We start from the raw sequence: 21,191 nt of genomic DNA on the forward strand, positions 1-21,191 counted from the left end.
CACGAGAAAGTCATCTAGATACACGCGCAATGTAACAGTCGTGGCGCCGCCAGCAGAAAAATCGCGGCCGGGCTATGATCTGCGCTCCCAACCTGAGGAAATGCCATGACCCTATCCATGTACTCCGCATCCGTGCCCGTGTTCAAACAAATCCTGAACAGCTTGCTGGCCATCCTCGACAAGGCCGACGCCCACGTCACCGAGAAGAAGATCGACCCGCAAGCGCTGCTGCAGTTCCGCCTGTATCCGGACATGCTGCCGTTCACGCGCCAGATCCAGATCGCCTGCGACTTCGCCAAGGGCTGCAGCGCCCGCCTGGGCGGCGTGGACGTGCCCGCGTTCGAGGACAACGAGCGCAGCTTCGCCGAACTGAAAGCGCGCATCACCAAGACGCTGGCGTTCATCGACACTGTGCCACAAGACCAGATCGCCGGCAGCGAGCAACGCGCCATCACCACCGGCAGCGGCGAGAAGACCAAGCACTTCACGGGCCAGACTTATTTGCTGCACTACGCGCTGCCCCATTTCTTCTTCCACGCCACCACGGCGTACGACATCCTGCGCCATAACGGGCTGGAGATCGGGAAGAAGGATTTTATCGGCAGCTATTGATACGGCTGAAACCGGGGGGGCTTTGCCCTGGCCCCTGCTTTCTGAAAACCGGGGTCAGACCCCTTAACCCCGGGGTCAGCCCCCAAAAACCAGGGTCAGGTGTTGCGGCGCGGGTAGCCCTGCGCCAGGATGCGCTGCCACACCACTTCCTTTTGCTCGGCCGTCATGGCCACCCAATGCGCGACCTCCACCACGCTGCGCCCGCAGCCACGGCAAATTTCGTCGAAAGTGGTGGAGCAGACGGCCACACAGGGCGTGTCGGGCCGCACCGGCAAATCGTTCGTCATCTTATTTTACCTTCAGGCCCAGCTTGTCCCAGCCCTCGCGCCCCAGGGCTTCCAGGGTCGCGATGTTCTTCTCGAAAATGTCGCTCGCCTCGGGGAAAGCGTCCACGGCCCGTTCCACGCTGGCCTCGCGCAGCAGGTGCAGGGTCGGGTACGGCGCGCGATTGGTGTAGTTGCTGATGTCGTCGGGCGCCGTGTCGGCGAACTGGTATTGCGGGTGGAAGCTGGCCACTTGCAGCTCACCCACCAGATCCATGTCTTCCAGCGCGGCGTCGGCCACGTCCAGGAATTCGTTGTAGTCGTGGAAATCGGTCAGCACATTGGGGTGGATCAACAGGGTGGTGTCGACGGTTTCCGGGTCCGTGTCCGACAAATATTGCAATTCATCCATCAACATCGACAGCAAGGCTTCCGGCGTGTCGGCGTCGCACACCACGTAGCGCACCTGCTTCTTGACGTGCACCGACTTCGCGAACGGGCACAGGTTCAGGCCGATGACGGCCTTTTCCAGCCATTCTTCAGTGGCGGCAATGATGGCGGCGTGGTCGTCGGCGGTGGTGCTCATATATCTCATTCCCAAATTCAAAACCCGAATTGTACGCACTCTTTGCGCCATCTCATATAAGTAGTGCGCCCCGCTTGCGCCGGCTCCCGGCGCGGCCCATCCTGACCTTGTAGCGCCGGCGGCGGCATGCCCGTTCCACCTTGCCTGACCATCCACCGACCATTCACTGACCATTCACTGACCATTCACTGACCATTCATATACTTGCTGAATTGCCCTGAATTCCACGACAACTGTATTGTACTCACCGGCAATTATTGCCAAAAAGCATTAACCGACCAGGTCGTCACGCGGCTGACATATTTCTTGACTCAGCTAGTCGACCTTCGTACACTCCACGTTTATTCATGTCCGTCCGGTGTTTCTCTGCCGACAACAATGGAATACTATGCAAGCACGCAATAACACTTCCGCTGCACTGGCGGCGCTGGCCCTGATGCTGGCACCGGCGCTGAGCCAGGCCGCCGACGCGGGCCTGCCGGCCATCGCGGCCTTCCAGCAGGCCCCGGCCAAAGCCCCCGACACCACCGTCGCCACCAAGGCCGACACCAAAGCAGCCCGCCCCGCCAGCGAAGACGCGCTGCGCGAGACCGACGTCTGGGGCCGCATCCGCTCCGGCTACGCCATCCCCGACCTCGACAACCCGCTGGTGGCCAAGCACATCACCTGGTACAGCAGCCGCCCCGACTACATGGCCCGCACCACGGCGCGCGCCTCGCGCTACCTGTTCCACGTCGTCACGGAACTGGAAAAGCGCGGCATGCCGACCGAGCTGGCGCTCCTGCCGTTCATCGAATCGGCCTTCAACCCGCAAGCCCTGTCGAGCGCCAACGCGGCCGGCATGTGGCAGTTCGTGCCCGGCACGGGACGCGACTTCAACCTGAAACAGAACGTGTTCAAGGATGAGCGGCGCGGCATCGTGGCCTCGACTGACGCCGCCCTCACCTATCTGCAGCGCCTGTATGACATGTTCGGCGACTGGCAACTGGCGCTGGCCGCCTACAACTGGGGCGAAGGCTCGGTGCAGAAAGCCATCCAGCGCAACCGCGCGCTGGGCAAGCCGACCGATTTCGAGAGCCTGTCCGAGCTGATGCCGGCCGAAACGCGCAACTACGTGCCCAAGCTGCAGGCGGTCAAGAACATCATCGCCAATCCCGGCCAGTACGGCCTGACCCTGCCCTTGATCGACAACCAGCCCTACTTCACGGCCGTCGACAAGACCAGCGACATCGACCTGACCATCGCCGCCCACCTGGCCGAATTGTCGGTCGATGAGTTCAAGGCGCTCAACCCGCAGTTCAACCGCCCCGTCATTACGGGCGGCGAACACACCAAGATCCTACTGCCCCAGGAAAACGCGGAAAAATTCCACCTGAACCTGGCCCAGTGGGGCCGCGCCCTGTCGACCTGGACCACGCACAAGATCACCAGCGCACGTGAACGGATCGAAACCCTGGCCTCCAAGTTCCACACCACGCCGGAAGTGATCCGCCAGGCCAACAACATCCCGCAAAAGACCGTGCTCAAGGCCGGCTCCACCATCCTCGTGCCCAAGCTGGCCACCTCGGCCAACGTGGACATCGCGCCCGAAGTGGCCGACAACGCCATCGTCGCACTGGAAGCCGACCGTGGCGTCAAACGCGGCCGTGGCTACAAGGCGGCGCGCCGCCACAGCGACGACGATGATGACGCACCGGTCAAGCTGGTCAAGGCCCACGTCTCGCGCTACCAGCACAAATCGCGTCACCGCAACGAAGACTGATGCCCGTGTTGGCGACGATGAAAAGTTGCCAGCGCGGCGCACACGCCCTACAATCTCGGTCTTGCGGCAGCCAGACCTTGAGCGCGCAAAGTTGCGTTCCAGGACGGCGCGAATCGCCGCGCCAGCCTGGCCCACTACCAAACAACCCATACTGTCGCCGTCGCCGCCTACCGGGCGGCGCTGCGGCGCAGCAGTAGCAATCGGAGTCTATATGGCGTTCTTGCAAGGCAAAAAAATCCTCATCACCGGTTTGCTGTCGAACCGTTCCATCGCTTACGGCATTGCCAAGGCTTGCCACCGCGAAGGCGCCGAGCTGGCCTTCACCTACGTCGGTGAGCGCTTCAAGGACCGGATCACGGAGTTCGCCGCCGAATTCGGCAGCTCGCTGGTGTTCGATTGCGACGTTTCCAGCGACGAGCAGATCGCCGCCCTGTTCACCGACCTGGCGAAAAGCTGGTCGCAGCTGGATGGCTTGGTGCACGCGATCGGTTTCGCGCCGCGCGAAGCGATCGCCGGCGAATTCCTGGATGGCCTGACCCGCGAGAACTTCCGCATCGCCCACGACATTTCCGCCTACAGCTTCCCGGCCATGGCCAAGGCCGCGCTGCCGCTGCTCAAGGAAGGCTCGTCGCTGCTGACGCTGTCGTACCTGGGCGCCATCCGCGCCATCCCGTACTACAACACCATGGGCCTGGCCAAGGCCTCGCTGGAAGCGTCGGTGCGCTACCTGGCCGAAAACCTGGGCAAGATGGGCATCCGCGCCAACGGCATTTCGGCCGGCCCCATCAAGACGCTGGCCGCGTCCGGCATCAAGGACTTCGGCAAGCTGCTGGGCTTCGCCTCGTCGCACGCGCCGCTGCGCCGCAACGTCACCATCGAGGAAGTGGGCAACACGGCCGCCTTCATGCTGTCGGACCTAGCGTCCGGCATCACCGGTGAAATCACCTACGTGGACGGCGGCTTCTCCCACGTGATGGGCCTGAACGCCGAAGACTACACCTGATCGCCATCGCGGCGCATCCCATGAGCCGCCCCGCCGGGCGGCTTTTTTTTCACCCGACCTCCCTACCGCCATGACCGCCCCGCAAGCCGCCACGCCCCTGACCGATGATGAATACGACGCGCTCGGCGCGCTGCTGGCCGCGCCCGGCGCGCGCCTGCACGACGTCTCCACGCTGGAAGGCTACCTGACCGCCATCGCAACAGCGGCCACGCCGCCGGCCGAAGCGCAATGGCTGGCCCAGGTATGGCCGGCGGCGCCAGCCGGCGCGGACACCGGCGACGACGCGCGCGAACGCGCCCTCGGCCTGGCGCTGCGCCACTTCCACTACCTGTGCGAATGGCTGGCCAAGGACGCGGCCAGCTTCGAGCCCATCTTCCACTGCGGGCCGGACTGGGGCATCGCGGCCTGGTGCCAGGGCTTCCTGCTGGGCATGGAAATGGACCCGGCCGGCTGGGCGCCGCTGCAGGCGACGCAGCCGGACTGGTTCGCCCCCATGCACGCACTGGCCGCCTCGGACGGCCGCGAACCGCCCATGCCGGACGAGGAAACGGAAAAATGGATGGATGCCGTGGCGCCGGCCGTGATCGCCATTCACGCCGCGCGGCCACGCCGGCAAGGCGCGGGCCGCCCGGCCCAGCGTGCCACGCCCAAGGTGGGGCGCAACGACCCCTGCCCTTGCGGCAGCGGGAAAAAATACAAGAAGTGCTGCGGCGCGGCCGACGCCTGAGGCCGCAGGCGTCACAACGACGCCATGGGCTTGTTGAAACGACTTCTAGTCCGAGCCGCCCAGCGCGCGGGTGATCTTGTCCGTCTGCGAGGCCTGCGCGATCACTTGCCGCACCTTGTTATGCTTGCGGGCCGCCACCTTGGGCGCCGCCGGCGCCGCGCTCACCTGCTCCAGCGCCGGCTTGGGCGCCGCCATGTCGCGCATGACCTGCATCGCGCCCAGCGCCGCCCCCAGGGCCACGCCGCCGACGATCATCCAATGGGGAACACTCCTGCCGCGCATGATGCACCTCTCGCGCCAGCCCGTGGCTAGCATTTAGAAAGTTGCCAACGTTATGTTTTTTATAAAGTATAGCGTTCCCTGCGCGTTTGTTTCTCTCCAATCTACACGCCAGCCCCGGTCACAGGGTGATCTTCCACACCTGGACCGGCGATGCCCAGCCCGTGCCGGCGTACAACGTGCCGTGGCCATCGGCTACCAGCGTCATGATGTAGGGCATGGAGCCGTTGGCGAAGTGCATGGCGTCCACCGTGCCGTCCGGCGCCACGCGCATGATGGCGCTGTCCGTCGCCGCATAGATATAGCCGTGGTCAACCGCGATCGAACCATCGACCGGGATGATGCGCTTGGGGATCTTGGCCACGGTCGTCACCGTGCCGTTGGGCTGGATCTTGCGGATGGCATCGCTGTCATTGACCAGCAGCGCCCCGCTGGCGTCGAGCACCACGGCGGACGGTCCATGGAACGCCGCATTGACGCCGACGCCGTCGTTGCCATCGCCCGAGCCGCCGCCGGCCAGCACGCTGACCACGCCGGCCGCGGTGATCTTCAGGATGCGCCGGTTCTCGAAATCGGCGCGGTACACGGTGCCGGCGCCATCCACCGCCAGTTGGCCACCCTTGTTCACCATCACCTTGTTCCAGTCCGGCCCCCACGACTGCTCGGCGCCATCCGGGGTGCGCCGGTACAGCACGGGGCTGGCGCTATCAGTACCGTAGATATTGCCCGCGCCATCGACGGCCACGCCTTCGAACGTGAGCGTCACGGCAGCGGCCAGCGTGGTGACCACGCCGTCCGGCGTGATGCGGCGCAGGCGGCCGCGGTCGGAGCCGATCAGGTTGCCGGCGCCATCGAGTGTGAGCTGGTACAGGCCGGCGAAGCGGGCCTGGTCGCCGGAGCCGTCGATCGGATCGTAGGAGCCCATCACGGACGGCCCGGCCAGCACCTGGGCATTGACCGTCACGCCGGCCGCCGCCGCGCTGGCCACCACGGTGTTGTCGGCCGTGCCGGTGGCCGAGGATGGCACCTGCACCACTGCGCCTGCCGTCACGTTGACCGTATTGTTTGATCCGCTGAGATTGATGGTGCTGCCATTGGAGGTGATGATAGTGCCGGCCGGCACCATCACCTTCTCGCCGGCGACCATCGTGTGGCTGCCGCCGGCCGGTATGATCTGCACCCCGTTCGCGCTGGTGGCCGGCGTATTGATGGCCGGCGCGACGACGATGGGGCCACTGGGAACGCCCGCGCCGCCGCCGCACGCGGCCAACGCCAGCGCCACCACGGCGCCCAGGGCATTGCGGGAAATTGCGCGAACAGTTGCCATGATGAATATGCAAAAAAATTAAGTAAAGAACATCTTACTATGAAACGCCAAGCTTATCTTTTTGAAAATTAGAACCGCACATCCATAAGCGCATGCATATTAAAGCGTGCAATCGCAGTCGAAATCGGGTATAGTCCTGCCTCTGCGCTGCATTACAGCAGTCGTCCGAAAAATAACTAGCAGCTTCGCAAGCCTTAGCGCATCGCACTGATGTCGCTTATAAAGCCCTCCCGCCTTGTGTGTCGCACCTGACACCGTCCCGGCGCAAAGCTTTTGTGCCGAAATTTCTATCGATTTAGATTGAGTCATTTCGTTTTGGTTGGCGTTGCTATTTCGCGTTCTGCTCGTTTGCACGAACGCTGATTTTTACGAAAGAAAAGAATGACATTTGAAGCACTTGGTCTCAACACGTCCATCATCAAAGCCCTGACCGACGCCGGCTACACCAAGCCGACCCCGGTGCAGGAGCAGGCGGTGCCCGCCGCGATCGCGGGCCAGGACTTGTTGGTATCCTCGCAAACCGGTTCCGGCAAGACGGCTGCCTTCATGCTGCCCTCGCTGCACCGTTTGTCGGCGCTCGAACCCAGCGCCGCCGGCAAGACGCACAACCAGGAAATGCAAGCGGCCCGCGCACGCGGCGAGCGCCCCCGTTTCAAGCCCGCCCAGCCCAAGATGCTGGTGCTGACCCCGACCCGCGAACTGGCTCTGCAGGTGACCACCAACACCGACAAGTACAGCGTCAACCTGCGCCGCCTGAAGGCAGTCTCCATCCTGGGCGGCATGCCCTACCCCAAGCAGATGCAACTGCTGGCCAAGAATCCTGAAATCCTGGTGGCCACGCCGGGCCGCCTGATCGACCACATGGAGTCGGGCAAGATCGACTTCTCGCAACTGGAAATCCTGGTGCTGGACGAAGCGGACCGCATGCTGGACATGGGCTTCATCGACGACATCGAAAAGATCGTCGAAGCGACGCCTGAAACGCGCCAGACTATGCTGTTCTCGGCCACGCTGGACGGCGTGGTGGGCAACATGGCGCGCCGCATCACCAAGAATCCGCAAATCATCCAGATCATGAGCGCGGCCAACAAGCACGAGAACATCACCCAGCGCGTGCACTTCGTGGACGACCTGTCGCACAAGAACCGCCTGCTGGACCACCTGCTGCGCGACGACTCGCTGGACCAGGCCGTGGTGTTCACCGCCACCAAGCGCGACGCCGACACCATCGCCGACCGCCTGAACATCGCCGGCTTCTCGGCTGCAGCGCTGCACGGCGACATGCACCAGGGCGCGCGCAACCGCACCCTGGACAGCCTGCGCCGCGGCCAGGTCAAAGTGCTGGTGGCGACCGACGTGGCCGCGCGCGGCATCGACGTGCCGACCATCACCCACGTGTTCAACTACGACCTGCCCAAGTTCCCCGAGGACTACGTGCACCGCATCGGCCGCACCGGCCGCGCCGGCCGCAACGGCCTGGCCATCTCGCTGGTGAACCACGCCGAAGGCATGAACGTGAAGCGCATCGAGCGCTTCACCAAGCAGCTGATCCCAGTCAACGTGATCGAAGGCTACGAGCCGAAGAAATCGGCCCCGCCGCGTTCGACCTCGCGTCCGGGCGGCTGGAAGCCGGGCGACAACCGTGGTGGCGCCAAGCCGGGCCAGCGCACCTTCAGCAAGCCCAACGCACCGCGCCGTGACGGCGCAGGCGGCGGCTACCGCGACGGCGCCGGCGGCGGCTACAAAGGCAGCAACCCGCGCGGCAACGACGGCGCCCGTCGCAGCTACGGCGACCGTTAATCGCCCGGGTCACCCTCACCGCCCGGCCTGACAGCCGCGCACAACCACCCCTCCTCGCGGACGGGTGGTTTTTTTTACGCCAGGGAACAGGTCAGCGCTGCGCGCCGTCGGGCGGCGCGGCCGGCGCCACGCCTGCATCAGCGGCGATCACGCGCACGTCCGGCAGACGCCCCCGCCCCATCCCGAACTGCACCGCCATCTCCAGGCGCAACAAGCGTTCGTTCAACTGTTCGATCTTCTGCTGTTGCGATTTCATCGTCTCGGCCATGCGCTCCACCTTGTCGTTCATGCGGATGACGGTGGTGATCGCATCCCACATCCTGTCGGCGACACCCATTACGCCTCCCGCGCCAGCCGACCTTCAAGCGCCGCCATGCGCTGGTTCGACGCCTCGACAAACTCCAGGGCCTGATCCACGGCGGCGCTGGCCCGCGCAGTGGTTTTGACGACCTGATCTATCATCCCCAGCAGCACCTGCTCATCCTCCTCGGGCCGGAAGGCGGCTGCCGCGCGGCGCAGATACTCGCCGACGGACAGGCCGGCGTCGCGGGCCATGCGTGTGATGGATTCTTTCTCCTGCCTCGTCACAAGGACGGGAATGCGCTCGGTCGCTGCTGTCATCTCCCACCTCCAGGCCAATATGCACATGTGCTGCACATGCTCAGTCTAGCCTGCCCCCGGCCAGATGCAAGGCAAGGCGGGCGCCGGCATGCCCCCACCGGCGCGCGCGGACAACGCTAGCGCTTGCACGCTACCGCGGCAATCAGCCGCGCGCTTCGAACGCGGTGGCGCGCGCCACCGCCTCCCACTGCGCCAGGTCGGCCAGCAATGCCTGCGCGTGGCTGCGCACGGCATCGACCGCGTCGGCGCCAAGTTGCAGCCGCAACGGCGTGACGTCGGCCAGCAGTGCCTGCTCAATGGCGGCGGCGGCCTTGCGCGGGTCGCCCTGCTGGGTATTGTGCATCTCGCTGGTGAAGGTGCGGATCGGCCCCACCACGTCCCGGTAGGCGTCCAGTTGCGGCATGTGGCGCAAGGCGCCGGCGGCGAAATCGGTGCGGAACGCGCCCGGTTCGACGATCATCACCTTGACCCCGAATGGCGCCAGCTCCTGCGCCAGCGCCTCGCTGGCGCCCTCCAGCGCGAACTTGGAGGCGGAATAGGCGCTGTAACCGGCGAACGACATCTGCCCACCCATGCTCGACACGTTGACGATGGCGCCGCTGCGCTGCGCGCGCAAGGTGGGCAGCGCGGCGCGGGTGACGGCCATCGCGCCGAAGAAATTGGTCTCCATCTGCGCGCGCAACTCCGCCTCCGGCGTCTCCTCCACGGCGCCGACGATGCCATAGCCGGCGTTATTGATCAGCACGTCGATGCGCCCAAAACGGGCCACGGCCGCGTCGATAGCCGCCTGCGCGTCGCCGCCCTGGTCGACGTCGAGCCGCAGCGCCAGCACCCGCTCGGGCGCCTGCGCGACCAGGTCATCCAGCTTCGCGACATGGCGCGCGGTGGCGACCACATTGTGGCCGCGCGTCAGCGCGTGCGCGGCAAATGCCCGGCCAAAGCCGGAGGATGCTCCCGTGATGAACCAGGTGTGTCGGGACTGGGACATGATCGTGTTTCCCTTCAAAGTGGCAGTGGCGCCGGCCGGGATTGGACGGCATGCACATGATGGCATGAAATGGTTTTTTATCAAGATGATTCGTTTTGCAATCACATGAAAATACTGCTTGCAAATCTGAGCAATATGCATATACTTGCGCACTCAAGCATTAATCAACAATTGATCAAGCACTGCGCAAGCAATGTACAAGCAATACGCAAGCATTTACCGGCGAGGCCCACCATGAGCGAACACATCAACGACACCACCGACACCATCAGCCCGCAGCTCGACGTCGCCCTGCGCCTGGCGCGCGCGCAAGCGATGCTGGTGCGCCGGCTCGACACCACGCTGGGCGGCCACCACGGCATCAGCTTCAGCGACTTCATGCTGCTGTTCTACCTGCACCGCGCGCCGGGCGGCCGGCTGCGCCGGGTCGATCTGGCCGAGCGCCAGGGTTTGACGGCCTCCGGCGTCACCCGCACCCTGCTGCCGCTGGAGAAGATCGGCCTGATCGAACGCCAGCAAGACCCGCGCGACGCGCGCGTTGGTTACGCGGCCATCACGGCCACGGGTCGCGAACTGCTGGCCAACGCCACCGTCATCGCCCAGCAGACCAGCGCCGAACTGCTGCGCAGCTGCCCGGCCGACCAACTGGCCGCACTGTCGTCCGTGCTGGGCCAGATCGCCGGCATGGGCCCATCCAATTCCTGAGGAGCACACCATGGCCGCGTCCGAGCCACCACGCGCCAAGCTGCTGCGCGATCCCAACTTCCGCTGGCTGCTGCGCGGCGGCGCCATCTCCATGCTGGGCGACCAGTTGACCATGATCGCCCTGCCCTGGCTGGTACTCAAGCTGACCGGCGACACGCTGGCCCTGGGCCTGGTGATCGCCCTCATGAGCGCGCCGCGCGCGCTGCTCATCCTGATCGGCGGCGCGCTGGTGGACCGCCACTCGCCCAAACGTGTGCTCATGCTCAGCAAGTACGCCAACGCCGTGCTGCTGGCCATGCTCACGCTACTGGTGCTGAACAACGCGCCCACGCTCACGCTGGCGATCACGTCCTCGCTGTCGGTCACGCTGGCCCTGAACGCGCAAGTGACGCTGTGGCTGGTGTACGCGCTGGCGTTTGGACTGGGGCTGGCGCAGGCGTTCGGCATCCCGTCCGGCACCTCCATCCTGCCGCGTGTGCTCGCGCCCCAGCAACTGGAACAGGCCAACGGCATGCTGATGGGGATGCGCCAACTGACCACGCTGGCCGGCCCGCTGCTGGCGGCCCTGCTGATCGCGCTGGCCGGCGACAGCGGCGGCGCCGTGCGCGACGCGCGCGGCCTGGCGCTGGCGTTCGGCCTCGATTGCGCCAGCTTCCTGATATCGGCCTGGACCTTGGCCAAGGTGCGCGAACTGCCCGGTGCCGCCGGCACGGCGCCCGCCAACAACGCTCATCCGCCTTCCGTCTGGCGCGCCGTGGGCGCGGGCCTGGCGATGGTGTGGCGCGACACGGCGCTGCGCCTGTGCTTCAGCTACTGGGGCATCGTGGCCCTGTTCATCGGCGGCGCCATGCAGGTGGCACTGCCGGCGCTGGGCAACGAACGGCTGCACGGCGCGACCGCGTTCGGCCTGCTGATGGCGGCCAACGGCGCCGGCAGCCTGGCCGGCATGGCCGCCGCCGCCATCGCCGGTGCGCGCCTGCGCATGGCCAGCTTCGGCGGCATGGTGCTGCTGGCCGACATGATCGTCGGCGCGCTCGTCATGCCGCTGGGCCGCATCAACAGCACCTGGCAAGGGGCCTTGCTGTTGCTGGCCGTGGGCGCCGTGTCGGGCTACATGCAGGTGGCCGTCTTCACCTGGATACAGCGCCGCGTACCGCCCCACATGATGGGCCGCACCATGAGCATCTTCATGTTCATCTTCATGGGACTGGCGCCGTTGTCAGCGTCCGTCACCGGCTGGCTGCTGCAATCGATCACACTGGCGCAGTTGTTCGCCGGCGGCGGCGCCACGCTGATCGCGCTGGCCGCGCTGGCCTGGCTGTTCACGCCCATGCGCGCGATCCGCACCGCCAGCGCCACCAACACCGCCCGCCAACACTAAGGAGCACCACGATGGAAACCAAATGGCTGGAAGACTTTATCTCGCTGGTCGAAACCAATAACTTCAGCCGCTCGGCGGCGCTGCGGCACGTGACGCAGCCGGCCTTTTCGCGCCGCATCCAGTCGCTGGAAAACTGGCTGGGCACGGACCTGATCGACCGCACCTCCTACCCGACCCGCCTGACCTCGGCCGGCATCGTGTTCTACGAGCAGGCGCTGGAAATGCTGGCCCAGATCAACGGCGCGCGCGACATGATGCGCAACAAGCGCGCCGCCGCCCTGACCAGCATCGACCTGGCCGTGCCGCACACGCTGTCGCTGACCTTCGTGCCCAAATGGCTGTCGGCGCTGGAGCACGATTTCGCGCCCATCAAGAGCCGCCTGATGGCGCTCAACGTGCACGACGCCGTGCTGCAACTGGTGGAGGGCGGCTGCGACCTGCTGCTGTGCTACCACCATCCACGCCAGCCGGTGCAGCTCGACCCGGGCCGCTACGACATGCTGGTGATGGGCCGCGAGGCGCTGCGCCCCTACGCGCGCTGCGACAAGACGCGCGCCCCGGCCTACGCCCTGCCCGGCGCACCGGACGCGCCGCTGCCCTTCCTGTCCTACACCAACAATGCCTATCTGGGCCGCATGGTGGACCTGATCCTGGGCGACGCCAAACAGCATCCCTACCTCGATCCGCGCTACGAAACGGACATGGCCGAGGGCTTGAAGATGATGGTGCTCGAAGGGCGCGGCATGGCCTTCCTGCCCGAATCGGCCGTCACGCGCGAGCTCAAACAGAAGCAGCTGGCGTGCGCCGACGGCGGCAGCGGCGGCTGGGAAATCGAGATGGAAATCCGCTTGTACCGCGAGCGCCCATCGCCGCAGCGGCGCGGCAAACCGATCGTCGAACGGCTGTGGGAGTTCCTGGAAATGCAGCAGAAAAAGGCCAATCGCAAGCGCCGCGCGCCCGTCTCGGAGCGCTGAGCGGCGGCCCGGCCGCGCTGCCGGCGCGGCGTCGGTCGTGCGTTGATCGTGCGCTGGTAGTGCTTTGATTTTGCGTGGATTTTGCTTCGGTTCCGCATCGATTTCCCGGCATTTTCAACGCCAGTTGCGCCCCTGAAAAGCACGTTCGTTCATGCACCGTTACAGTGCATAACTATGCATTTTTTGCATAATAGGATGCGCATACAGCATTGGCCGGGCTAACTCATCCGGGCCTATGATTCGTCCCACTGAACGCAGCCAAGAGCCGCTTCACTTCCCGAATCCATAGGAGTAATGAGCATGACCACCCAACACGCACTGCCTTCCTACCTCAATCCCGACGACCTCGGCCCTTGGGGCGTCTACCTGCAGCAGATCGACCGCGTCACCCCGCACCTGGGTCACCTGTCGCGCTGGGTCGAAACCCTGAAGCGTCCCAAGCGCATCCTGACCGTGGACGTGCCGATCGAACGCGATGACGGTTCGATCGCGCACTACGAAGGCTACCGCGTGCAGCACAACATGTCGCGCGGTCCCGGCAAGGGCGGCGTGCGCTTCCACCAGGACGTGACCCTGTCCGAAGTGATGGCCCTGTCGGCCTGGATGACGGTCAAGAACGCGGCGGTCAATGTGCCGTACGGCGGCGCCAAGGGCGGCATCCGCGTCGATCCGAAAACGCTGTCGAAGGGCGAACTGCAGCGCCTGACCCGCCGCTACACGAGCGAGATCAGCCTGATCATCGGCCCCACCAAGGACATTCCGGCACCGGACGTGAACACCAACGAACAGGTGATGGCCTGGATGATGGACTCCTACGCCATGATCGAAGGTAACCTGTCGACCGGCGTGGTGACCGGCAAACCAATCTCGCTGGGTGGCTCGCTGGGCCGCCGTGAAGCGACCGGCCGCGGCGTGTTCGTCGTGGGCCGTGAAGCAGCCGCCAAGCGCGGCGTAAAAATCGAGGGGGCGCGTGTCGCCGTCCAGGGTTTCGGCAACGTAGGCGGCGTCGCAGCAACGATGTTCGCAGAAGCCGGTTCCAAAGTGATCGCGGTGCAGGACCATACCGGCACCGTGGTCCATCAAGGCGGGCTGGATGTCGCCCGTCTGCACCAGCACGTGGCCGAATGCGGCAGCGTCACCGGCTTTGCCGGCGCTGAAGCCTTCCTGGACCGCGATGCGTTCTGGGATGTCGAGTCCGACATCCTGATCCCGGCCGCGCTGGAACAGCAGATCACGGCCAAGAACGCGCCGCGCATCCGCACCAAGATCATCCTGGAAGGCGCCAACGGCCCCACCACGCCGGAAGCGGACGACATCCTGAACGACAAGGATGTGCTGATCGTGCCGGACGTGCTGGCCAACGCCGGCGGCGTGACCGTGTCCTACTTCGAGTGGGTGCAGGACTTCTCCAGCTTCTTCTGGACCGAGGACGAGATCAACGCCCGCCTGACCCGCATCATGCAGGACGCGTTCAACGCCGTGTGGACCGTGGCGCAGGAGAAGAAGGTCACGCTGCGCACCGCCACCTTCATCCTGGCCTGCACCCGCGTGCTGCAGGCGCGCGAAGTACGCGGCCTGTACCCATAAGCCCTCGCCCGGCTATTTCATTTCGCGCCTGCACGAGCGACGCTTGTGCAGGCGTTTTTTCCATTCACGGAGACAGACAGCAATGAGCACCATGGAACAAAAGGCGCTGGCCTATCACAAGGCTGGCGGCGCCGGCAAGATCGCCATCGAAGTGACCAAGAGCGTCAGCACCCAGGACGACCTGGCGCTGGCCTATTCGCCCGGCGTGGCCGCGCCCTGCGTGGAGATCGAACGCGATCCGGCCAAGGCTTACGACTACACGGCCAAGGGCAACCTGGTGGGCGTGATCACCAACGGCAGCGCCGTGCTTGGCCTGGGCAACATCGGCCCGCTGGCCGGCAAGCCCGTCATGGAGGGCAAGGTGGTGCTGTTCAAGAAGTTCGCCGGCATCGACGCCTTCGACATCGAGATCGACGAACGCGATCCGGACAAGCTGGTCGACATCATCGCCGCGCTCCACCCCACCTTCGGCGGCATCAACCTGGAAGACATCAAGGCGCCCGAGTGCTTTTATATCGAACGCAAGCTGCGCGAGCGGCTGGCCATCCCGGTGTTCCACGACGACCAGCACGGCACGGCCATCGTGGTCGCCTCCGGCATGCTCAACGCGCTGGCCCTGACCGGGCGCGACATCGCCAGCGCCAAGGTGGTGTGCTCGGGCGCCGGCGCGGCCGCCATCGCCTGCCTGGAGCTGCTGGTGGACCTGGGCGCCAAGCGCGAGAACATCTTTGTCTGCGACAGCAAGGGCGTGCTGACCACGACCCGTGAACTGGACGGCGAAAAAGCCGCCTGGGCGCAGCAGACCACGGCCCGCACGCTGTCGGACGTGATCGCCGGCGCCGACGTGTTCCTCGGCGTATCCGGCCCCGGCGTGCTGTCGCCGCTGGACGTGGAAAAAATGGGCAAATCGCCGATCGTGTTCACGCTGGCCAATCCGGAACCGGAACTGCGGCCCGAACTGGTGCGCGAAGTGGCGCCGGACGCCATCATCGCCACCGGCCGCTCGGACTATCCGAACCAGATCAACAACGCGCTGTGCTTCCCCTACCTGTTCCGCGCGGCGCTCGACTGCGGCGCCTCCACCATCAACCAGGATATGAAACGGGCCTGCGTGATGGCGCTGGCCGAGATGGCCCGCGGCGACGCCCGCTTCGGCAAGGATTACGTGGTGCCTGGCTTGCTGGACCCGCGCCTGCTGAGCGGCGTAACGCCGAAGATCGCGGCCGCCGCCATGCGCAGCGGCGTGGCCCGCAAGCCGCTCGATGAGGCGGAGTACGCGGCCGACCTGGCCGACCTGGCCGCCTCGCTGCTGTAATCGGGGCGCCGCCCGCTCAATGGCGGGTCACGGTCGCCGTTTCCAGGTGCGTCTCGTCGCCGATCAGCAGCACGGCGTGGTCGGCGAACAGCATCTGGCGCAGGATGGGCGCCTGTCCCAGCGGCGCGGCGGCCGGATCGCGCCGCACCCATTCCACGTTCATGGTGGCCGACGACAGGGGCGCCGCGCCATAGCTGTAATCGGCCAGCAGCAGCAAATCGCCCAGCGGATCGCCGGGGTTGAGCCGCCCCGTGACCACGTCGGCGATCAGCAGCGAACCGTTGGACGCCGTGCGCGCATCGAAGGTGACGCGGTCGCGACGCGTGTAGTTCCATTTGGCCGACAGCGATTCCTGCGTCAGGTCGACGCGCCCGCTGTCGATGATGGGATTGCCATTCTCATTCAACGCCACGCCCAGCAGGTTGCTGGTCATGCCCACCTTGTAATTCCACAGCATCCCCACCTTGCCGGTGCTGGCCATGGCCACCGGCAGCAGGTCCGGCGCGCCGCCACCGGTGCCCGTCACCGAGTGCACCACGGGCCGCGGGCCGCCGTAAGGCCAGTAGGCCTGCATCGGCGTGCCGCTGTCGAGCCACGACACCAGCACGGCGCCGCCGGACACCACCATGCGCGGCTGCATGAACTTGGTCGACATGGTCAGCTTGAACGGCGGCGTCATCTCCTTGCCGTTGGCGTCGAGCTTGACCAGCATCATGCTGTAGATGGCGTTCTTCTCGCTGTTGGGGATGGGCCGCTCCACCAGCGTGGTGGCGTACCAGAAGCCATCGCCATCCACGGCGGCGGCGCTGGCCACCACCGTCGGCAGCGGCGAATCGACCGGCTGCACCGCGTACAGGTCGATGCCGGCCGCCGCTCCCACCATGGCGCCCTGCGCGTCGAGCCGGAACAGCCTGGAGCCGGCGCCCGTCTGCACCATCACCACCCCGCCGGCCATGGGCAGCATGGCCCATTCGCCCAGGTAGTTGTTGGCCAGCGTATTGCCGTAATCATGGGTGGCCACGAACTTGCCCTGCGCGTCGAGCATGCTGACGCGGGTGCCGGGATGGATCAGGTCGCGGTCGACCTGGATGGTGGCGGCCGAATCGGAACGCAGCAGGATATGGTCGCCCACCACCACCGCTTCGCGCATGCGGCTCAGCGGCACGCCGGCCGGCTGGCCCGGATCGGACGAGGCGGCGCGCACTTCCTGCTGGGCGCTGACCGTGATGGCGACGGTGGCCTTGTCACCGCCCGTGTCGACCACGGTGCCGGCAGCCACGCTGGTGCCCGTGCCGCCGCCGCCCCCGCCGCAGCCGGTCAGCATCAACGTGGCCAGCAAGGCGGCGAAGGTGAACTTGGAACGGTGGCGCATACGAATTCCCGGCATGATCTGATGAAGGAATGAGTATAGGGGATGACAACGTGCGCCAACGGCCAGCGACATGGCCTGGCGAGCCATCGCCGTGGCCGCGCGGCCAAAAAACCACCTTACAGCGGGGGCGCGCCCGTGCGCGCCACCACCAGCCGCATGGCGCCGCCCAGGTGCCAGCCGTCACCGCGCCCGCCCAGATAGTGGGTGCGCAGGGCGTCGGCCGCGTAGTCGGACACCCCGCCAAAGCCCAGCGCCCGCAGTTCGCTTTGCAGCACGGCCGGCGCGAACCGCGACTTCCACGGCTCGCCGGCCGCCTCGAACCGGGCGGCGAAATAGGCCATGCCCATGCGGTCGAACAGGTCCAGCAGCTCCGGCACCACGCCGTAATCGAACACGATGGCGCTGCCGGCCGGCAGCCCCGCCACCACGCGCAGGGTCTCGAACACGGCGTCGTCGCTCAGGTACAGGGTCACGCCCAGCCAGGACAGGAACACGGGCAGGTCGAGCCGGCAGCCGGCGGCCGCCAGCGCCGCGTCCAGCGTATCGCGCTCGAAGTCGAGCGGCACGAAAGTCAGCGATGGCGGCGCGGCGATGCCCGCGTGGCGCAACTGGTCGCGCTTCCAGCGCTGGGTGGCCGGATGGTCCACTTCGAACACCCGCAGCGGCATGCCGTGGCAACGGTAGGCGTAGGTGTCCAGGCCCGCCCCCAGCACCACGTATTGCCGGACACCGCAGGCGACGGCGGCGGCCAGCTCCTCCTCGGCCAGGCGGCTGCGCACGGCGGTGGCGCCGCGCAACTGGCGCGCCGGCCCGTGGGCATAGCGGGGCAACTGGGCGCGCAACTGCGCTTCCAGCTCGGGCCCCAGGATGGGCAAGGCCAGCGGATCGGCGAACAAGGGGGGATGGTCAAGCAACTGGTGGGCAGCGCGCAGCGTGGCCACCAGCAAGGCCGAGCGGCTGGGCAAACCCAGCCGCAGGATGCTTTCCGTATGCGCCAGCGATGAAAGGATGCGCTCCATGCCGCCCCGCTTCTCCTGCCACGACGTGAACAATGCGTGTGACCCATGCGCGTGGCCAGTGCGCCTGGCTGATGCGCGTGGCCTGTGCGAGCCGCCATTTTAGCGCGGACGGACGTCGGCGGGGTTGATCGCGCGCGGCGCCGACGCGCGCGGGTCTCGCACCTTAGCGGCGGATAACGGCGCCGCCCTTCATCACGAACGACACGTGGGTCAGCTCAGCCACATTGGCCAGCGGATCGCCCTGGACGGCGATGATGTCGGCGAACTTGCCGGCCGCGATGGCGCCCACCCGGTCCTTCCAGCCCAGCAGGTCGGCCGCCTGCACCGTGGCCGACTGGATCGCCTGCATCGGCGTCATTCCGTACTGCACCATGTAGGCGAACTGGCGCGCGTTGTCGCCATGCGGGTAGACGCCGGCGTCCGTGCCGAAGGCCATCTTGTCGCCGGCCTTGAAAGCCTTGCGGAAGTTATCGCGCTGCAACTGGCCCAGCGCGCGCTCCTTGTCGATCGACTCGGGCAGCATGCCGGCCTTGGCGCCTTCCTGCAGGATGAAATCGTCATCGTAGATGTCCATCACCAGGTAGGTGCCCTTCTCGCGCGCCAGGCGGATGCCCTGCTCGTCGATCAGGCTCGCATGTTCGACCGAATCGACGCCGGCCGTGATGGCGGCGCGGATGCTGCTGGCGCCGTGCGCGTGGGCGGCCACCTTGCGGCCCAGCTTATGGGCTTCGTCGACGATGGCTTGCATCTCCTCCAGCGTGTATTGCTGGGCGCCCGGCTCGTCGCCCTTGGACAGCACGCCGCCCGAGGCGCAGATCTTGATCACGTCGGCGCCGTACTTGGCCATCTCGCGCACCTTGGCGCGCGCCGCCCACGGGCCGTCGGCCACGCCGCGCTCGGTCACGTTCATGTCGGCCGGCAACAAGTTGTTGTCGCAGTGGCCGCCCTTGATGCCCAGCGCGTAGCCAGCCGTGCGCATGCGCGGGCCGGGCACGTCGCCGTCGTTGATGGCGTCGCGCAGCGCCACGTCGCCAAAGCCGCCGGCGCCCACGTTGCGCACGGTGGTGAAGCCGGCCTCCAGCGTGACACGGGCCGCGCGCACGCCGTACAGCGCGGCGCGGATGTCGGACACACCCAGCGCCGCGTACCCGCTTTGCATGGGATCGGCCGTCAAATGGGTATGCATGTCGATCAGGCCCGGCAACACCGTCTTGCCCGACAGGTCGATCCGCTCGGCCCCGGCCGGCACGGTGGTGCTGGCCGTGGGGCCGACAGCCGTGATGCGCTCGCCCGTGACGATGATGGTCTGGTCGGCCAGCACGGTGCCGGCCACCACGTCCACCAGTTTGCCGGCCCGGATCGCCAGCACCCTGGCCGGCGCGGCCTCGGCAAACGATGGCGCGGCCGCGCAGAGGGCGCCCAGGGCGGTGGCGGTGACGACGAGATGCTTGTAATTCATGGAGTGCGCTCTTTCTTGGTAAAAGGCCGGGGGATGCCTGTTTTTGATCGAAAAACTTCCCCGGCGGCAAGGATAGCAGAAACGTCCTGGACGCATGGCCCCTATTCTGGCGGCGCGGCGGGCCCGGGGCGGTTGTATCCTCGCCACAACAACACGCGCCGCAAACGCTGCGGTCATCCGTGCCAGCAACGGGTAGAATTGCAGTAAGGAACTTAACCGGCCGATACGGAAGAACACATTCAGGATGCCCAAACAACGCATACGAAACTGGACCGTGCTGGGCGCGCTGGCGCTGGGCATGGCCACCGCCGGCGCGCAGCAACCCGCGCCCACGGCGCCGGCCCTGGCCACGGCCAGGTTCGCGCCGATACCGGTGATGTCGATATTCCGCCCCTTGCAGGCCAACGGCACGGCCGATGACGCCATCGCCAGCGGGCGCGTGGTGGACGGCCACTACCCCATGACGGCGCGCGCCAGCAAGCACTGGCGCATCGCCTTCCTGTTCCCGCACCTGAAAGACCCGTACTGGGTCGGCTGCAGCTATGGCGTGATCAGCGAGGCGCACCGGCTGGGCGTGGCGGTCGACATCCTGGCCGCCGACGGCTACGACGATCTGGCGGGCCAGTTGCGCCAGATGGACCAGGCCATCGCCGCCAAGTACGACGCCATCGTGCTGTCGCCGATCGGCATGACGGCCAACAACGCCTCGATCGCCAAGGCGCGCGCGGCCGGCATTCCCGTGTTTGAACTGGCCAACGATAGCCGCAGCGACGACCTGACCATCAAGGTCACCACCTCGCTGCGGGCCATGGGCCTGGAAGCGGTGGGCTGGGTGGTGCGCGATGCCCAGCAGCGCGGCATGAAATCGGTCAACGTCGGCCTGCTGCCCGGCCCCATCGGCGCGGGCTGGGTCAAGGGCGAGGTCGACGGCAGCCGCATCGGCGCGCAACAGGCGCCGATCCAGGTCAACATCATCGACATCCGCTACGGCGACAGCGACTTCAAGGGCCAGACCAGGCTGGCCACCCAGATGCTGGCCAAATATGGCAACAAGCTCGATTACCTGATCGGCTGCACCGGCTGCGCGCCGGCCGCCGTGCAACCGGTCAAGGATGCGGGGCTGGGCGACAAGATCCGCATCGTGGCCTACGACCTGACGGACGATATCGCGCGCCTGATCCACAACAAGGAGATCTACGCGGCGGCCGACACCAAGGGCGTGAGCCAGGCGCGGGTAGCCATCAATGCGGCCGTCAACACGCTCGAAGGCCGCAACAAAGAAATGCCGCACACGATACTGGTCAAGCTGGGGCTGGTGGACCAGCTCAACTTCGCCACCTACCCGTTCGACACCTCGATCGCGCCGGACGGCTACAAGGCGACGCTATCCTACGACCCGGCGAAAAACTGA

The 21,191-nt window shown here is 66.2% G+C and carries 20 protein-coding genes and 1 pseudogene; 11 read left to right on the forward strand and 10 right to left on the reverse strand.

All coding sequences use genetic code 11. The features are described 5' to 3' along the window. The first annotated feature begins 105 nt into the window (after positions 1-105). Positions 106-612, forward strand: a complete 507-nt coding sequence (locus H3H37_RS02240; protein ID WP_182159691.1) for a DUF1993 domain-containing protein — start codon at positions 106-108, stop codon at positions 610-612. A gap of 95 nt (positions 613-707) precedes the next feature. On the opposite strand, the gene H3H37_RS02245 is transcribed toward H3H37_RS02240, so the two are convergent. Both H3H37_RS02245 and H3H37_RS02250 read right to left on the reverse strand, forming a co-directional pair. Next, entirely contained in the window at positions 708-899 is a 192-nt protein-coding gene (locus H3H37_RS02245) for a DUF1289 domain-containing protein (protein WP_182159694.1), read from the reverse strand. 1 nt (position 900) lies between these two features. Beyond that, entirely contained in the window at positions 901-1,461 is a 561-nt protein-coding gene (locus H3H37_RS02250; RefSeq protein WP_182159697.1) for a DUF1415 domain-containing protein, read from the reverse strand. 388 nt (positions 1,462-1,849) lie between these two features. Here H3H37_RS02250 and H3H37_RS02255 point away from each other — a divergent pair, with 388 nt between their 5' ends. The 3 genes from H3H37_RS02255 to H3H37_RS02265 all read left to right on the forward strand — a co-directional run bounded on the left by H3H37_RS02255 (position 1,850) and on the right by H3H37_RS02265 (position 4,953). Continuing rightward, the gene (locus H3H37_RS02255; RefSeq protein WP_182159700.1) at positions 1,850-3,223 is read left to right on the forward strand and encodes a transglycosylase SLT domain-containing protein; all 1,374 of its coding nucleotides are present in this window, start codon (positions 1,850-1,852) and stop codon (positions 3,221-3,223) included. A gap of 211 nt (positions 3,224-3,434) precedes the next feature. Beyond that, positions 3,435-4,226: an enoyl-ACP reductase FabI gene (gene fabI / locus H3H37_RS02260; protein WP_182159703.1), complete on the forward strand. Its 792-nt coding sequence runs from the start codon at positions 3,435-3,437 to the stop codon at positions 4,224-4,226. Positions 4,227-4,296: 70 nt separating this feature from the next. Next, positions 4,297-4,953, forward strand: a complete 657-nt coding sequence (locus H3H37_RS02265; protein WP_182159706.1) for a UPF0149 family protein — start codon at positions 4,297-4,299, stop codon at positions 4,951-4,953. A 45-nt stretch (positions 4,954-4,998) separates the two neighbouring features. On the opposite strand, the gene H3H37_RS02270 is transcribed toward H3H37_RS02265, so the two are convergent. Both H3H37_RS02270 and H3H37_RS02275 read right to left on the reverse strand, forming a co-directional pair. Further along, the gene (locus H3H37_RS02270) at positions 4,999-5,235 is read right to left on the reverse strand and encodes a hypothetical protein (RefSeq protein ID WP_182159709.1); all 237 of its coding nucleotides are present in this window, start codon (positions 5,233-5,235) and stop codon (positions 4,999-5,001) included. 118 nt (positions 5,236-5,353) lie between these two features. Continuing rightward, positions 5,354-6,559: an NHL repeat-containing protein gene (locus H3H37_RS02275; protein WP_182159712.1), complete on the reverse strand. Its 1,206-nt coding sequence runs from the start codon at positions 6,557-6,559 to the stop codon at positions 5,354-5,356. A 381-nt stretch (positions 6,560-6,940) separates the two neighbouring features. Between H3H37_RS02275 and H3H37_RS02280 the strand changes: the two genes are divergently transcribed. Next, positions 6,941-8,359, forward strand: coding sequence for a DEAD/DEAH box helicase (locus H3H37_RS02280; RefSeq protein WP_182159714.1), 1,419 nt, complete (start codon positions 6,941-6,943; stop codon positions 8,357-8,359). Between the two features lie 91 nt (positions 8,360-8,450). Here H3H37_RS02280 and H3H37_RS02285 read toward each other — a convergent pair whose 3' ends face one another. From H3H37_RS02285 to H3H37_RS02295, 3 genes are all read right to left on the reverse strand, one after another. After that, positions 8,451-8,696: a hypothetical protein gene (locus tag H3H37_RS02285; RefSeq protein WP_182160315.1), complete on the reverse strand. Its 246-nt coding sequence runs from the start codon at positions 8,694-8,696 to the stop codon at positions 8,451-8,453. After that, positions 8,696-8,980 (reverse strand): plasmid mobilization protein, encoded by a 285-nt coding sequence (locus H3H37_RS02290; RefSeq protein WP_182159717.1) that lies wholly within the window; start codon positions 8,978-8,980, stop codon positions 8,696-8,698. Before H3H37_RS02290 ends, H3H37_RS02285 begins: the two co-directional genes overlap by 1 nt. Before the next feature lie 142 nt (positions 8,981-9,122). Beyond that, the gene (locus tag H3H37_RS02295; protein WP_182159720.1) at positions 9,123-9,968 is read right to left on the reverse strand and encodes an oxidoreductase; all 846 of its coding nucleotides are present in this window, start codon (positions 9,966-9,968) and stop codon (positions 9,123-9,125) included. Positions 9,969-10,202: 234 nt separating this feature from the next. On the opposite strand from H3H37_RS02295, the gene H3H37_RS02300 reads away from it, so the two are divergent. From H3H37_RS02300 to H3H37_RS02320, 5 genes and pseudogenes are all read left to right on the forward strand, one after another. Next, positions 10,203-10,673 carry a MarR family winged helix-turn-helix transcriptional regulator gene (locus H3H37_RS02300; RefSeq protein ID WP_182159722.1) on the forward strand — a complete coding sequence of 157 codons (471 nt, stop codon included), beginning with the start codon at positions 10,203-10,205 and terminating at the stop codon, positions 10,671-10,673. Between the two features lie 10 nt (positions 10,674-10,683). Continuing rightward, on the forward strand, positions 10,684-12,054 hold the full coding sequence (locus tag H3H37_RS02305) for an MFS transporter (protein ID WP_182159725.1): 1,371 nt from the start codon (positions 10,684-10,686) through the stop codon (positions 12,052-12,054). An 11-nt stretch (positions 12,055-12,065) separates the two neighbouring features. Further along, positions 12,066-13,028: a LysR substrate-binding domain-containing protein gene (locus H3H37_RS02310; RefSeq protein ID WP_182159728.1), complete on the forward strand. Its 963-nt coding sequence runs from the start codon at positions 12,066-12,068 to the stop codon at positions 13,026-13,028. Positions 13,029-13,328: 300 nt separating this feature from the next. Further along, the gene (locus tag H3H37_RS02315) at positions 13,329-14,615 is read left to right on the forward strand and encodes a Glu/Leu/Phe/Val family dehydrogenase (protein WP_182159731.1); all 1,287 of its coding nucleotides are present in this window, start codon (positions 13,329-13,331) and stop codon (positions 14,613-14,615) included. Positions 14,616-14,697: 82 nt separating this feature from the next. Then, positions 14,698-15,888 (forward strand): annotated as a pseudogene (locus tag H3H37_RS02320) (malic enzyme-like NAD(P)-binding protein); the annotation flags it as partial. 58 nt (positions 15,889-15,946) lie between these two features. On the opposite strand, the gene H3H37_RS02325 reads toward H3H37_RS02320, so the two are convergent. The 3 genes from H3H37_RS02325 to H3H37_RS02335 all read right to left on the reverse strand — a co-directional run bounded on the left by H3H37_RS02325 (position 15,947) and on the right by H3H37_RS02335 (position 19,780). Further along, positions 15,947-17,302 carry a hypothetical protein gene (locus H3H37_RS02325; RefSeq protein WP_182159737.1) on the reverse strand — a complete coding sequence of 452 codons (1,356 nt, stop codon included), beginning with the start codon at positions 17,300-17,302 and terminating at the stop codon, positions 15,947-15,949. 116 nt (positions 17,303-17,418) lie between these two features. Further along, positions 17,419-18,321 (reverse strand): class I SAM-dependent methyltransferase, encoded by a 903-nt coding sequence (locus H3H37_RS02330; RefSeq protein WP_182159740.1) that lies wholly within the window; start codon positions 18,319-18,321, stop codon positions 17,419-17,421. Positions 18,322-18,484: 163 nt separating this feature from the next. Continuing rightward, a complete protein-coding gene (locus tag H3H37_RS02335) occupies positions 18,485-19,780 on the reverse strand; it encodes a Xaa-Pro dipeptidase (RefSeq protein ID WP_182159743.1) in 1,296 nt (431 codons plus the stop codon). Between the two features lie 244 nt (positions 19,781-20,024). Between H3H37_RS02335 and torT the strand changes: the two genes are divergently transcribed. Next, entirely contained in the window at positions 20,025-21,191 is a 1,167-nt protein-coding gene (gene torT, locus H3H37_RS02340) for a TMAO reductase system periplasmic protein TorT (RefSeq protein WP_229218606.1), read from the forward strand.

Origin of the sequence: Rugamonas brunnea, assembly GCF_014042345.1 — a bacterium.
Classification (GTDB): Bacteria; Pseudomonadota; Gammaproteobacteria; order Burkholderiales; family Burkholderiaceae_D; genus Rugamonas; species Rugamonas brunnea.

Excerpts from the sequence above, each read along its gene's own strand:
- H3H37_RS02245 (WP_182159694.1), bottom strand. The coding sequence starts at position 899 with ATGACGAACGATTTGCCGGTGCGGCCCGACACGCCCTGTGTGGCCGTC.
- torT (WP_229218606.1), top strand. The coding sequence starts at position 20,025 with ATGCCCAAACAACGCATACGAAACTGGACCGTGCTGGGCGCGCTGGCG.
- H3H37_RS02330 (WP_182159740.1), bottom strand. The coding sequence starts at position 18,321 with ATGGAGCGCATCCTTTCATCGCTGGCGCATACGGAAAGCATCCTGCGG.
- H3H37_RS02335 (WP_182159743.1), bottom strand. The coding sequence starts at position 19,780 with ATGAATTACAAGCATCTCGTCGTCACCGCCACCGCCCTGGGCGCCCTC.
- H3H37_RS02285 (WP_182160315.1), bottom strand. The coding sequence starts at position 8,696 with ATGGGTGTCGCCGACAGGATGTGGGATGCGATCACCACCGTCATCCGC.
- H3H37_RS02310 (WP_182159728.1), top strand. The coding sequence starts at position 12,066 with ATGGAAACCAAATGGCTGGAAGACTTTATCTCGCTGGTCGAAACCAAT.
- H3H37_RS02265 (WP_182159706.1), top strand. The coding sequence starts at position 4,297 with ATGACCGCCCCGCAAGCCGCCACGCCCCTGACCGATGATGAATACGAC.
- H3H37_RS02255 (WP_182159700.1), top strand. The coding sequence starts at position 1,850 with ATGCAAGCACGCAATAACACTTCCGCTGCACTGGCGGCGCTGGCCCTG.
- H3H37_RS02270 (WP_182159709.1), bottom strand. The coding sequence starts at position 5,235 with ATGCGCGGCAGGAGTGTTCCCCATTGGATGATCGTCGGCGGCGTGGCC.
- H3H37_RS02290 (WP_182159717.1), bottom strand. The coding sequence starts at position 8,980 with ATGACAGCAGCGACCGAGCGCATTCCCGTCCTTGTGACGAGGCAGGAG.
- H3H37_RS02325 (WP_182159737.1), bottom strand. The coding sequence starts at position 17,302 with ATGCGCCACCGTTCCAAGTTCACCTTCGCCGCCTTGCTGGCCACGTTG.
- H3H37_RS02305 (WP_182159725.1), top strand. The coding sequence starts at position 10,684 with ATGGCCGCGTCCGAGCCACCACGCGCCAAGCTGCTGCGCGATCCCAAC.
- fabI (WP_182159703.1), top strand. The coding sequence starts at position 3,435 with ATGGCGTTCTTGCAAGGCAAAAAAATCCTCATCACCGGTTTGCTGTCG.
- H3H37_RS02280 (WP_182159714.1), top strand. The coding sequence starts at position 6,941 with ATGACATTTGAAGCACTTGGTCTCAACACGTCCATCATCAAAGCCCTG.
- H3H37_RS02250 (WP_182159697.1), bottom strand. The coding sequence starts at position 1,461 with ATGAGCACCACCGCCGACGACCACGCCGCCATCATTGCCGCCACTGAA.
- H3H37_RS02300 (WP_182159722.1), top strand. The coding sequence starts at position 10,203 with ATGAGCGAACACATCAACGACACCACCGACACCATCAGCCCGCAGCTC.
- H3H37_RS02315 (WP_182159731.1), top strand. The coding sequence starts at position 13,329 with ATGACCACCCAACACGCACTGCCTTCCTACCTCAATCCCGACGACCTC.
- H3H37_RS02240 (WP_182159691.1), top strand. The coding sequence starts at position 106 with ATGACCCTATCCATGTACTCCGCATCCGTGCCCGTGTTCAAACAAATC.
- H3H37_RS02275 (WP_182159712.1), bottom strand. The coding sequence starts at position 6,559 with ATGGCAACTGTTCGCGCAATTTCCCGCAATGCCCTGGGCGCCGTGGTG.
- H3H37_RS02295 (WP_182159720.1), bottom strand. The coding sequence starts at position 9,968 with ATGTCCCAGTCCCGACACACCTGGTTCATCACGGGAGCATCCTCCGGC.